Annotated in this window: 9 protein-coding genes; 6 read left to right on the top strand and 3 right to left on the bottom strand. The window is 55.2% G+C overall.

Annotated elements, in window-relative coordinates; all coding sequences use genetic code 11:
- The first annotated feature begins 10 nt into the window (after positions 1-10).
- Both LEPIL_RS22140 and LEPIL_RS12260 read left to right on the top strand, forming a co-directional pair.
- Positions 11-3283: a PAS domain-containing hybrid sensor histidine kinase/response regulator gene (locus tag LEPIL_RS22140; RefSeq protein WP_002772837.1), complete on the top strand. Its 3273-nt coding sequence runs from the start codon at positions 11-13 to the stop codon at positions 3281-3283.
- A 3-nt stretch (positions 3284-3286) separates the two neighbouring features.
- Positions 3287-4186 carry a diguanylate cyclase gene (locus LEPIL_RS12260; protein ID WP_002772836.1) on the top strand — a complete coding sequence of 300 codons (900 nt, stop codon included), beginning with the start codon at positions 3287-3289 and terminating at the stop codon, positions 4184-4186.
- On the opposite strand, the gene LEPIL_RS12255 is transcribed toward LEPIL_RS12260, so the two are convergent.
- Complete coding sequence (locus LEPIL_RS12255) at positions 4183-5262, bottom strand: serine/threonine protein kinase (RefSeq protein ID WP_002772834.1); 1080 nt, start codon at positions 5260-5262, stop codon at positions 4183-4185. The two genes, LEPIL_RS12260 and LEPIL_RS12255, sit on opposite strands and share 4 nt — an antisense overlap.
- The gene (locus LEPIL_RS12250) at positions 5252-6520 is read right to left on the bottom strand and encodes a THUMP domain-containing class I SAM-dependent RNA methyltransferase (protein ID WP_002772833.1); all 1269 of its coding nucleotides are present in this window, start codon (positions 6518-6520) and stop codon (positions 5252-5254) included. Before LEPIL_RS12250 ends, LEPIL_RS12255 begins: the two co-directional genes overlap by 11 nt.
- Positions 6521-6728: 208 nt before the next feature.
- Here LEPIL_RS12250 and LEPIL_RS12245 point away from each other — a divergent pair, with 208 nt between their 5' ends.
- Positions 6729-7301: an LA_3696 family protein gene (locus tag LEPIL_RS12245; protein ID WP_002772832.1), complete on the top strand. Its 573-nt coding sequence runs from the start codon at positions 6729-6731 to the stop codon at positions 7299-7301.
- A 9-nt stretch (positions 7302-7310) separates the two neighbouring features.
- Here the strand turns inward: LEPIL_RS12245 and LEPIL_RS12240 are convergent, their stop codons facing one another.
- On the bottom strand, positions 7311-8642 hold the full coding sequence (locus LEPIL_RS12240; RefSeq protein ID WP_002772831.1) for a hypothetical protein: 1332 nt from the start codon (positions 8640-8642) through the stop codon (positions 7311-7313).
- A 145-nt stretch (positions 8643-8787) separates the two neighbouring features.
- Here LEPIL_RS12240 and LEPIL_RS12235 point away from each other — a divergent pair, with 145 nt between their 5' ends.
- The 3 genes from LEPIL_RS12235 to LEPIL_RS12230 all read left to right on the top strand — a co-directional run bounded on the left by LEPIL_RS12235 (position 8788) and on the right by LEPIL_RS12230 (position 12370).
- Positions 8788-9795, top strand: coding sequence for a hypothetical protein (locus LEPIL_RS12235; RefSeq protein WP_002772830.1), 1008 nt, complete (start codon positions 8788-8790; stop codon positions 9793-9795).
- Between the two features lie 314 nt (positions 9796-10109).
- Entirely contained in the window at positions 10110-10286 is a 177-nt protein-coding gene (locus LEPIL_RS23480) for a hypothetical protein (protein ID WP_157135070.1), read from the top strand.
- 152 nt (positions 10287-10438) lie between these two features.
- The gene (locus tag LEPIL_RS12230; protein WP_002772826.1) at positions 10439-12370 is read left to right on the top strand and encodes an AMP-dependent synthetase/ligase; all 1932 of its coding nucleotides are present in this window, start codon (positions 10439-10441) and stop codon (positions 12368-12370) included.
- The last annotated feature ends 39 nt before the right edge of the window (positions 12371-12409 follow it).

The raw sequence follows: 12409 nt of genomic DNA, 5'->3' as shown, positions 1-12409 counted from the left end.
GAAGGAAGTTATGGAAGGAAAGAAAAAGCGAAACGGACTTCAGGCGCTGCGGTCGCGAGCAAAGGCCTTTGGGTTGAGCTTTTTTTTGCCCGGCGAGGGAGACGAGGTGGATCGGGCGCGACTTCTCCGGGCCATTCTGTGGATGCTGCTTGTTCTTGGTGTCGGTCTTTTCGCTATCGACCTCGTCTACCTGCCTGCCTCAAGCCATCGGTGGTGGATGGGGCTGGTGACGACGGTCGCAATCACGGTTCCGCTGCTTTTCATGCTGCGCAGAGGATATGTGAACGTCGTCGGCGTTTCTCTTGTATCGCTGCTCTGGCTCTTTGTGACTGTGATGTCGGCGACGGGCGGCGGTATTTATGCGATGATCACGCAGGGCTATCTGATCGTCACCTTTATGGCCGGGCTTCTGGGCGGCGTTCGCTATGGTTTGCTCGTTGGCGTTCTTTCGCTTGTTACCGAGCTCGTTCTTGTTCTCTTTGCCGACCGCATCCCACCGATAGCGAACCGAACTCCGATTTCGCAGTGGTTTGTGAACGGCTTTTATCTCATCACCGTGATGCTTCTGCAATCCTATTCCGTTCGCAGTCTGCGACGGGCCTTCCATCGATCGGCTGAGATCCTTTCTGAAAGACGAAAGGCCGAAGAAAATCTTGTCGAGAGCGAGGAGCGGTTTCGGGCCATCTACGACCAAACCGACCTCGGCGTCGCCATGGCCGATCTTGACGGCAGGCTTTTCAGCGTAAACGACGCCTTCTGTCGCATGCTTGGCTACAGCGCCGCCGAGCTGGAAGGCCTGCACTTCGCGGATTTTTCGCATGAAGACGACGTGCCCGCCGAGGTGGCGCGCGTCAAAGAGGTGACGGCAGGCCTGCGACGCAGCTATACGCTGGAGAAGCGATATATTCGCAAAGATGGAACGCTTTTGCCAGTCAGCGTCACCGTTTCGTTGCTTCGCAATTCGGCCGGACAACCGTCGGCCTACCTCGGTATCGTAGAAGATATCTCGGAGCGTTATTCGGCGGAAGCCGCGCTGCGAGCAAGCGAGGAGCGGTTTCGAATAACCTTCGAAAGCGCCGGCGCCGGTATCGCTCTTGTCGATCCGGAGGGGAGAATTCTCAGTTGCAATCAGGCGCTGACGGATCTCACGGGATTTTCGGCCGACGAATTGATCGAACTGAACTTCAGAGATTTCACGCATCCGGACGATCTCGATACGGACGTTCAAATGTACGGTGAACTGCTCGAAGGAAAGCGAGAGCGATACGTCCTGGATAAACGTTATATTCGAAAGAACGGGACCGTCGTCTGGGCAAGGTTAACCGTATCGCTTGTGCGATCCGCCGATCATTCGCGGCAGTCTTATGCGATCGCCATCGTCGAAGATATCACCGAGAAGAAGCGAACGGAGCTTGAGCTGGCCGCTTACAGAGACGAGCTCGAAGAGATGGTGCGCGAACGAACCGAAGAGCTGCGTGGCGCTCTTCAGATCGCCGAAGCGGCGACCGTCGCACGAAATGAATTCCTCGCAAACGTCAGCCATGAGCTACGCACGCCGATGAACGCCGTGCTCGGGCTAACGCATCTTGCGCTGGGGACGGATCTGAATCCGCGGCAGCGCGAGTATCTGTCAAAGATCAGAGGAGCGGCGCGCGATCTGCTCGGTCTTCTCAACGATCTTCTCGATTTTTCAAAGATGGAGGCCGGACGTATCGAGCTGGAGTCCGTTCCTTTTCACCTCGATCGCCTGCTTGATTCCGTGCTCGATCTTGTTTCTGTTCGCGCCGCCGAGAAGAACCTGCAGCTCAGCATCGACATCGCAGAGGACGTACCTCTTCACATCGTCGGCGATCCGATGCGACTGCGTCAGATTTTGATCAATCTTGCCGGCAATGCTGTGAAGTTTACCGATACCGGATCGGTGACTCTTCTTGTGAAAAAGGCCGAATCGGATAACTCTTCGCTGCAGCTTGAATTCTCTATTCTCGACACGGGACCGGGCGTACCTTCAGCGCTCAGGCCGCATCTCTTCGAACCCTTTCGACAGGCGGACGGTTCGATGACGCGGCGATACGGCGGTACGGGCCTCGGTCTTGCTATCTGCAGGCAGCTTGTCGATCAGATGGGAGGCGGCATCGGCCTTGACGACTCGTTCGTCGGTGGTAGCCGTTTTTATTTTACTCTGCCGTTTTCTATTCCGAAAAGCGGAGAGCAAGTCGCCGACATGCCCGCCATCGACGAGGATCGTTACAACACCGATGCCTTCGATTCAGAAAAAGCGATCGGGGATACGAAGCTTCCGCTTCCGGGAAGGATTCTTGTCGTAGAGGATAACGAGATCAACTTGCAGGTGGCACGGGAGCTGCTCCATTCGTTTGGACTTTCCGTCGATGTGGCTCGCAACGGCGTCGAAGGCGTGCGCAAGGCTACGTCGGGAGAGTATCAGGCCATTCTCATGGATCTTCAGATGCCCGAGATGGACGGGTACGAGGCGTCGCGACAGATACGGCAGCGCCATATTGAAACGCCCATCCTGGCCATGACGGCCCATGCCCTTGAATCTGAAAAGAAACGATGCCTTGCCGCCGGTATGAACGATCATATTCCAAAACCGGTCGATCCCGATTTGCTGTATCGCACGCTCTCGCGCTGGCTGAGCCTGCCGACGCGTCGCAAGAGCATGCAGGTTATTCCTGAGGCCTTTGACGTTTCGGGGTTTGACGTTCCATCGGCGGTACGTCGGCTTGATGGAGATATCAATCTTTTTCTGCGCCTTCTTGAGTATTTTGTCCGCGATCATCGAGACGATGCGATTCATATAGAGAGAGCCCTTGAGATGGGAGATGAAAAGGGAGTGCGACGGCTCATTCACACTTTGCGCGGCGCCTCTTCGAATCTATCCGCTCGGGAAATTCTATCGGTCCTTCTCGAAATGGATCGTCTTATAGAAGAGCATGGATGGGATGAACAGCGTCTTCAGCCTCTGGTGCAAAGGCTGAAGAATTCTCTGATTTTTGCCGTGCAATCGATTGAAAAGGCACTGATGAACGTCAGGCCCGAAAGAGATCGCCCCTTGCTCAGCTCCGATGAAGCGCTATCACTGCCGCTCTTTGATGCGTTGCTTGTAAGGCAGAGTCTGAGTGCAAGGCAGCATCTCGAACGATTGCGTAACGATCTCGAGCAGTTGAGGCCCGGCCTTGCAGCGCGCATGGCCGAGGCGATGGATCGACTCGACTATGCGAAGGCCAGGGAATTACTGGCTCCGTATTTAAAACCGGAATGATACGTGAAAAGCGAGAAGAAACAGACCATCCTGATCGTCGACGATCTGCCCGAGAATATCGAGTTGCTTGCGCGAGTCCTTGGCGATAGCGTAGAGATTCTCTTTGCCTTATCAGGAGAGGAAGCTCTGCGTATCTGTAAAGAGCAGGACCCTGATCTTCTGCTTCTCGATATTCTGATGCCCGGCGTCGACGGATATCAGGTCCTCGCCCGGCTTAAAGAAGATGCACAGACGGCAAAGTTACCCGTCATCTTTATTACGGGAATGGATACGCAGGGCGAAGAGGCCAGAGGGCTTGAAGCGGGCGCCGTCGACTATATCACGAAGCCGATTCATCCCGCCGTCGTCAGGGCGAGAATTCGCAATCATCTCGAATTAAAAAGATACCGCGACTTTCTTGAGAATCTCTCGGCGACCGACGGTCTGACCGGAGTGGCAAACCGCCGTCGTTTCGACGAAGTGCTGGATCGCGAGTGGCGTCGCGCCGCCCGTACGGGGACGATGCTGTCGATGCTCATGATGGATATCGACTGCTTCAAGGCGTATAACGACCGTTACGGGCACATCGAAGGAGACGAGGTGTTGCGTCGTCTGGCGACGGTTATACAGGAGAATATGCAGCGTCCACTTGATCTGGCCGCTCGCTACGGCGGCGAAGAGTTCGCCTGCATCCTGCCCGAAACCGACAGAGATGGAGCGTTGCTTGTCGCCGAAAGGATTCGCACGGGACTCAAGGATCTGAAAATCCCGCATCAGTTCTGCGTCGCCGATCATGTTACGGTCAGTATCGGCGTGGCTACGATGATACCGACGCCCGAGACTCCTTCTTCGCTCATCGTGCGCACCGCCGACGAACAGCTCTATCAGGCGAAGGCAGGCGGCAAAGACCGCATCTGCGCTTAACCCTCCCAATCCCAGAAGAAATCGGCGTTGGTCAGCTCTTCTGAGTTCTCAGTCGTCTGTGTATCGTCAGCTTTTTCGCCGACTTGCGGCTCGTCTATTTCGCGAAGCAGGCGTTCCAGATCCTGCGTTTCCTTCTCCCAGTATTCGTCGGTGCCGAAATGCGGAAAGCTCAGCGGAAAGGCCGGATCAGACCAGCGTTTAGCGATCCATCCAGCATAGTGAATATAGCGAAAGGCGCGAAGAGGACCGATCAGTCGTAGCTGCCGATCATCAAAATCGCGAAAGCTACGGTAGGCGTCGATCATAACTGCGCGCTGTCGCAGACCGTCTGCATCGACGGCCGGAGCAAGCATCCAGAAGTCCTGCACCGCCGGTCCTGTTAAGAAATCGTCGAAGTCGAGAAAGAAGAAGTTCTCGTCGTCCTGCTCTCGAGAATAGAGCAGGTTGCCGATGTGACAGTCGCCGTGAATGCGATGTACGGGTATGCCCTTCGAAAGATCTTCAAAGAGTTCGACGGCATGTAGAACGGCCTTTCGGTATCGCGGCAGAAGCGACGGCGGCAGGAATTCACGCTCTTCAAGATAGGCAAGCGGTGCGAGGGCGAAATGTCCGGCGTTCAGACGCCATCGTGTCGCCGACTCTTTTGAAGCGCCGACGTTATGGATGCGGCCGAGCAGGCGCCCGATCAGCTGCAACTGCGAGTCGGTTAACTCATCGGCCGATCGTCCGCCGGTGCGAGGCCATACGGTAAAGCGAAGGCCTTCGATTGATTTCAATGTGCTGCCGTCAGGAAAGCGAAGCGGAGCACAAACCGGAATATCATTCTGCTGCAGCTCAAAAAGAAAGGCATGTTCTTCGAGGATCTGTTCGTCCGTCCAGCGAAGCGGGCGATAGAATTTCGTAATCACGTGCGATCCGTCTTCGAGCTTCAGGTCAAAGACGCGGTTCTCGTAAGAGTTCAGCTGCTGACAGTGCCCGGTCGGAGCCAGCCCGGCCGCCTCCACCGATTTCAGGACGACATCGGGCTGTAGCTTGTAGAATGAGTCGTCGTACAGGCCGACGGGATCACTGCTCATCGCTTTGCTCTTGTGATGGCAGGTCGCCTGACTCTGTCGGTACGTCGTCACCCGTATCGTGCGCTGTGTCGGACTGCTCCGCACTGCCGATGTATAACTCGTATCGCTGGAACATACAATCCAGAGGTCCATTACGAAGGGCGATGCGTTTCGAGCTGGCCAGATGAACGTGCTTGAGGGCTTCGATGTTCGAGCTGAAGATCCAGGCCGTGAATCCGGCGAAGTTCTTTTTCATCGTATCGCCGATCATCTTATAGAAGTTATCGATATCATGCTTCTTCATACGCTCGCCGTAGGGCGGATTCATGATGATCGTTCCATGATCGACGGGCAGCTTCAGCTGATCGAAAGGCTTCGTTTGCAGCGTGATTTTGCCTTCGAGACCGGCGTTGCCGAAGTTCTCGGCGGCCAGATCGGTGGCCACAGGCGAAGAATCCGAGGCGAAGATGGGCAGCTCGGGAGTGGCGGCGATATTTTTATTGGCCTTGCGTAGCAGATCGTTGCGAATCGACTGAAAGAGCGAGTCCTGATGATCGGGCCAGTTCATGAATCCGAATTGCTCGCGAAAAAGGCCCGGAGCGACTTTCAGGGCGATCCACGCCGCCTCGATGGGAATGGTGCCCGCTCCCGTCATCGGATCGACAAGCGGCTCTGCATTCTTCCAGTTCCATCCGCTTAACAGGATCAGGCCGGCTGCAAGCGCTTCGTTAAGCGGAGCCTCGCCGACGCGAGAGCGATATCCGCGCTTGAAAAGCGGATCGCCCGAGCTGTTGCGCGAAATCGTACAGCGATCCTCTTCGATACGTATATGCAGGCGCAGATCGGGGCGGTTCAGCTCGACCGAAGGACGAGCGCCGCTGCGGTCGCGAAAGCGGTCGACTACGGCGTCCTTCATCTTGAGAGAAACGAAGTGCGAATGCGTGAACAGACGCGAATGCACCGATGACTGGATGGCGAACGTCTGACGTGCATCGAGATAACGCTCCCACGGAAGCTCATAAACCTTCTTGTAGAGATCGTCGGCATCATAGACGCGAAACGAGGCAAGCGGCTCAAGGACGGCGATGGCTGTGCGCAGCCTGAGATTCGCATGATAGAGCAGCGCCGGACCGTTTTCAGTCTCGGTGGCAAAGCGCACGGCCTGCCGATCCACATGCAGCTGCGTGATCGGCGCGGCATCGCCGAGATCCTCAATCTCGTCGGCAAGCAGCTCTTCAAAGCCGCGCATACAGGTTGCAGTAAGCATCAGTTCAGACATCGCCTCCGGTTTTTCGGTCGTGGGCGGGCAGTAAACCGATTTAGCAGGGGGAATGTAAAGAGGACGGAGAACGATTCCAATACCTGTCTTCTTCTGCAAGGCGTCATTTTTCGGGCTTTGAAACCCTTAACCGTGAAAAATGCGAAAGGCGCGAAAAATCTTTTTGCATTCGCCCGATTTTGCACCCCTGCAGGGTAGGAGGTGCGCTATGCCACACTTTATTCAGCTTCCGGAAGAAGTCGCCTCAGTCTTTGGACCGGCAGCTACTAAATTTGTTGACTTCCTCACTTCTACCTTCTCTTTACAGAAAGATGAGGTAGTCCGGATGTCTGCCCTTTCTTTTGAAAAGACCGTGAAAGACGAAACTACAGGCCTCAGGCTTGAGATGAACGAGTTACAGGCTGAAACTCAAGCATCGATTGCAGAGTTACGGGCCGAAACTCAGACATCGATTGCAGAGTTACGAGTCGAGATGACCGAGTTACGAGCAGAAACCCGGGCATCGATTGCAGGGTTGCGCGTGGAGATGGCCGAGCTACGAGCTGAAACTCAAGCATCCATAGGGGAGTTGCGGGTCGAGATGACCGAGCTACGAGCTGAAACTCAGACTTCGATTGCAGAGTTACGGGCAGAGATGAAAGCAGATTTTGCCGATGTGCAAAAGCAAATTGCAGGTCTGCATCGAGAGATAACAGCGCAGACTCGCTGGTTCCTGGCCGGATTGCTGGCGGCGGCAACACTCTATCCGATCATTTCACAACTGCTACAGCGGTTTCTCTAAAGCGGGCTCTTACTCCGCCTTTGCCTGCGATTTCGCAAACAGGTTCAGGCCGTATTGAATCACAAAGGGGCCCAGAATCAGATTCACGCCCGGAAGCATCATCAAGATCTCCACAAGCAAAGAGGGCGGAGTCTTGAGCATGATCTCTCCGCGGCGGTAATAGCGCGCCATGATAAACGAAAGCGGCAGCAGGCCGCCGACCAGAGAAACAAGGATGAGCGTGAACGGATCGTCCTGCATCAGGCGCGCCGTGCGTCCGGTCCAGATCAACGTATAGAGCCCGCCCGAAAAGAGGACGAGTAGCAGCAGCACAAGCAGATTCATCTCAATCTTCGGGCTCTGCGCCGGGTCAAAGTTGCCGTTCCCCGCGCTGAGGACGCTTTTTATTCCGGCCGAAATAGAGCGACTGTCGGAGGTTAACCCCTGCCACCAGCAACTGACATGAAGAACAAAACGCTGCGGCCGGTACATGATCTCAAGCAGCCAGTCCGGGCCAGATCGTTTTAGAGCAAGGAAGATCCAGAGAAGGATCTGGCCTGGCAGAAAAAGCGCAAAGGGCAGCAGCAGAAGGCCCAGCACGCCGAGCGTTATATATAGAAAGAGCGGGCCCGAAAACATGGCCGCCACGGCAGTCCAGGCTGTAAAGAGAGCGTACATCAGAAGCGGTACGGAAAGGCGCGCAAGAACCTGCATGCGCGAGAACTCCGAATCGATGCTGGCCGTGAAGCGAAGAGGCAGCTTCATCTTTTCGCGTCCGTGAATATCGACATGAGGCAGCTGCTCTCCGTTCAGAGATAGAAGAAGCTTCCAGCGAAAGAGATGCACGCGCATCAGGAAGCGTGTCAGCTCCTGATGATTCTGCTCTGTGATCAGGGCGTGAATCATGTTGAACAGGCAGGCCGCCGCTCCTGCCGCTTCATAGACGGGCCAGAGCAGAAGCGCCGGCAGATGCAAAAGCCATACAAGGTTGAAGATCAATAAGAAACGAAAGGGAAAGGTGATCAGGCCTTTCAGCTGATACATATAGACCGGTTCGATGTCGCGCACATCGTCAGTCGAGACGATATAGACGCCCGCTGCAAGGGCCTTGAGCGATTCCGGAGCGGCCCCTTCAGGTAATTCGGCGCTGCGGATCTGATAGCCCCACAGCGTACCGCGCAGACGGTGCTCTTCGACGACGCCCGTGATTTTCGTACCGTCCGTCAGCGTAATCGTCGATCGTTCTGTCGGCGTGCGCAGCTCGCCTTGAAACGGATACGAAAGCAGGCCGATCAGAGCAAGAAGGCGAAAGAGGTTGATGAAGCGGGCGCCCGAAACGGGCAGTATCTGTAAATAGGGCACGTCTTATCTGACGGCTGAAGCGGATCGCCTGTCAAGCCTTTCTGAGTGCGCCTTACAGGCGACGCCCGCGCTCTTCTACCATCCATCCATCCAGGCCGGGAAAAACATTTGACAGAGGCCTCTCTTATGATGCAGATCTGATGTCATGTATCGTTCTCTCGTCCTGATTCTGATCGTACTGCTACAGGCATCGTGCGGCGCCGAGCAGGCACCGGTCGAATCGGCGCCTCGAGTAAAGAAAGGCTCTGATCTGACCGAGGTTCCGGCCGCGGCAAAGAGACGATTCATGGCGACGGCCCTGCGCGGGCTTGCGGACTGGATCGCCATGGATGAGCCGGAATCCGATGACGGTTCACAGATTCTCATGCCTGCCTATTCTTACAGAGACCAAAAGATTGCTAGAAGAGTTCTTCCGGCCGTCGACGCCCGTTTTAACATCTCGCTTTTGTTCGTCGCGGCCTGGGCCGGCCTTGAAGGGGCCGGTCAGAGCAGAGGACCGTTAACCGCCCTGCTTGAGGACCGGGGCCTCACATTGTTTTACGATCAGGAAGAGGCAGCGATGGGGCGGTTCATCAAAGAAAACAGACGGGCGATGATTGAAAATTCAAAGCGGCTTTTCGGGCGCAGCCTGATTCGCAAAGAGGAGCGGCTCTCTGCATACGAGGTGCTCAATCACTATGATCCTGAGGTCGTCGAGCATGCCTGCTCTGCCATGTTTATTTCTCCTGATGAATCGACAGGCAGTTATGCATTGCAGAGAATCTACGACGAGGTGCTGCGCGAAGCGGTCTGGAGGCATGCCCTGATTCTGAAGCTGCTTCTGCATGATCGATCTGCACTGGCAGGCGACACAGCGCAGTTTATCAGGGCCTTGCAGCAATCGCCCGGGCGCCTGGATCAATATCAGTATTTTGAGAGTCTGGAGATGGAGCAGTACCCCTACGACGAATACTATTTTTTGCAGATTCCGCCAGACCTGCATCGTGATTCGATGAATAACGCTCTTCGAAAGATGAAGGCCTTCTTGATGCGCAGAGAATACGACGGATCTCTGCCGGCCGTCCTGAGCTGTGCAGAAAAATACATGAAGGCCTACGACCCCGAGCTATACGAGAACTTTATTATGAGGCCCGAGGATAGACCGCGGCCATGAGTGAAAGCAGATATACTCCACATCGGAGCTTTGCTTTTACAGCGAGGTCGTCTGGCAAGATAAGTCAGATCGGCCCTTATCTCCAGGCGCTTACGTCAGTGCAGGTCTCTGAGGATAAAAGAGGCTTTCGATTGCGAAGGAAAAAGTACTTACGGGAAAATTTTGTGCCTGAAGGCTTTTGGACCGGGGATTGGCCGGTATATCATATCCGATTTGTACTGAGTGGGATGGGCTTATTTTTCTACTCTACAGCCTGCGTCCTTTTTGGATTGAGCATCTTGTTAGTCGGGCTGCTTATGTTGCGGGCAATGTGGATGAATCGGGATCTTTTCTGGCCCCTTCTTATGCTTCCTTTGCCGTCTGTCGTTGTCGTGGCCGTTGCGCATGCGCAGGTTTATTTCGAGTCGGCCGACATGCTGGCTGCGATAAAGCGAGAACTGGCCGAATCAGCGCAGATTGAACTGCAGATCAAACGAGAAGATCTGCCTTGACCATGAAATACCCTGAACTGAGATTCTTCTATAATGTAACCGGTGTGACGCCCGAGATTACAATAGAAAATCGGACTCTTTAACCGCTGATGCGATTTTTTTCCGGTGCAGCTTTTTGTTGACACAGATGTCAATCGGTGATCCGATGCGCCATGCCCGAAGAGACAAACAAACCGCAGATCATCTACGATCTGCTTGAGAGTGGCGTTCATGCGAATCCCGACGGACCGACCTTCTTGCGTCGTCGTCCAGGTTCAGATAACTCCTTCCACTCCTATACCTACACCGAGCTGAAGACGATGACCGATCAGCTTATTGCCGGATGGGTGAGCTCCGGATTGAAAAGCGGCGACAGGGTGCTACTGCTCTGCGATCCGTCAAGCTACTGGTTCGTCACCGATACGTCGATTCTTTCTGTCGGAGCGGTGAGCGTTCCGCGCGCCACCGACGTTACCGACGACGACATCCTGTATATCGCCAATCATTCTGAGGCCTCTCTTGCCGTTGTTCAGACCGTGAAGACGGCCGAGAAGCTGCGTCGCCTTGCCGATAAGCTGCCGACGATAAAGCGCATCATCGTAATGGAAGACGCGAACTTCAACCTGCTTGAGGGCCCCGATACGCTGGCCTCGGTGATGCAAGCCGGAGTCAAGGCCCTTGCCGCCGATGCAAACCTGGTACAGCGCACGCTTGCCGGCGTCGATGGATCGGCGCTTGCAACGCTCATTTATACGTCAGGCACGACAGGCGCTCCGAAAGGTGTGATGCTCAGCCAGAAGGGATGGATAACGGCCGTTCTGAATACGCTGCCGCGCACCGGTTTTCAAAAAGGCGATCGCGCCCTGAGTCTGCTTCCGCCCTGGCATGCCTTCGAGCGCGGCGTCGAATATGCCGTCGTCTATCTCGGCCTTGCCTTTATGGTCAGCGACATCTCCTGTCTGCGCGATGATCTGAAGTGGCATCGCCCGACGATCTTTCCGTCAGTACCGCGGATCTGGGAATCGGTGTACAACGGCATCCTCGCAAAAGTTAAGAAAGAGTCGGCTCTGAAGCAGGCGGTCTTCAATGCAGGCCTGAGTATCGGCGCTTCATATAATCGCTGGAAGGCAAGAGCCTTCGGCTACAGGCTTCAAATAGAGCGCCCCGCTACGATCGTATCGATGATCGAGAGGCTGGCGGCGTGGTGCGTGCTTCTGGTGATGGGGCCTCTGCGCGGGTTGAGCCTGCTTATCTTTCGTCCGATCCGGCAGGCGCTGGGCGGGCAGATTAAGTTCTCGGTTTCGGGGGGCAGCGCACTGCCCGGCGTCGTCGATCGTTTTCTTTCGGCGATCGGTCTGACCGTGCTTGAGGGCTACGGTATGACTGAAACGTCCGCCGTGATCTCGATTCGTAACCGTAACCGCCCGACGCCCGGAACGGTGGGAACGCCGATCGGGGGTTATACAATCCGGCTGAAAAACGAGCAGGGACACGATGTGAGCCATATTCCCGGAGCGAAAGGAACGCTCTGGGTGAAAAGCGATCAGATCTTGACCGGATACTACAGACGTCCGGAGCTGAACGAGGTCGTCTTTGATAAAGAAGGCTTCTTTGATACGGGCGACCTGATGCTGCTCACCCATCGCGGCGAGCTGATGTTTGCCGGCCGGTCGAAAGATACGATCGCCCTTGCCGGCGGCGAAAATATCGAGCCCGTTCCGATCGAAGACTATCTGCTTGAAAGCGAGTTCATCGATCAGGTCATGGTCGTCGGCGATGAGCGCAAAACCCTGGGCGCTCTGATCGTGCCCGCCTTCGATCGTCTGAAAGAACATCTGCCGTCGCTTCCCGATTCCCGGGAACGCTGGAACGAAAACCTGGCTGTGCGTGCGCTTTTTCAGAGCGAGCTCGGTCGTCTCATCAATCACAACAAAGGCTTCAAGGCATTCGAGCACATTCCAAAGGATTGCTTTTATATCGTGCCGCGACAATTTGATCTGGAAACTGAGATGACGCGCACATTGAAGATGAAGCGGCCCGTTATCAAAGATCATTTCGCACGGGAGATCGACGAGATGTACGGCCGATCAAGAACGGGCGCATAGACTCTGGAGCGCCTCAAAATAGAAAGAGAGTATAGAAAA

Origin of the sequence: Leptonema illini DSM 21528 (assembly GCF_000243335.1) — a bacterium.
GTDB classification, from domain to species: domain Bacteria; phylum Spirochaetota; class Leptospiria; order Leptospirales; family Leptonemataceae; genus Leptonema; species Leptonema illini.
Note: the sequence above shows the minus strand (reverse complement) of the source record. Positions and strands in the feature narration are given on the sequence as shown.

Bases quoted from the DNA above. Each gene is read 5' to 3' on its own strand.
- LEPIL_RS12230 (WP_002772826.1), top strand. From the start codon at position 10,439: ATGCCCGAAGAGACAAACAAACCGCAGATCATCTACGATCTGCTTGAG.
- LEPIL_RS12245 (WP_002772832.1), top strand. From the start codon at position 6,729: ATGCCACACTTTATTCAGCTTCCGGAAGAAGTCGCCTCAGTCTTTGGA.
- LEPIL_RS23480 (WP_157135070.1), top strand. From the start codon at position 10,110: ATGAATCGGGATCTTTTCTGGCCCCTTCTTATGCTTCCTTTGCCGTCT.
- LEPIL_RS12250 (WP_002772833.1), bottom strand. From the start codon at position 6,520: ATGTCTGAACTGATGCTTACTGCAACCTGTATGCGCGGCTTTGAAGAG.
- LEPIL_RS12235 (WP_002772830.1), top strand. From the start codon at position 8,788: ATGTATCGTTCTCTCGTCCTGATTCTGATCGTACTGCTACAGGCATCG.
- LEPIL_RS12255 (WP_002772834.1), bottom strand. From the start codon at position 5,262: ATGAGCAGTGATCCCGTCGGCCTGTACGACGACTCATTCTACAAGCTA.
- LEPIL_RS22140 (WP_002772837.1), top strand. From the start codon at position 11: ATGGAAGGAAAGAAAAAGCGAAACGGACTTCAGGCGCTGCGGTCGCGA.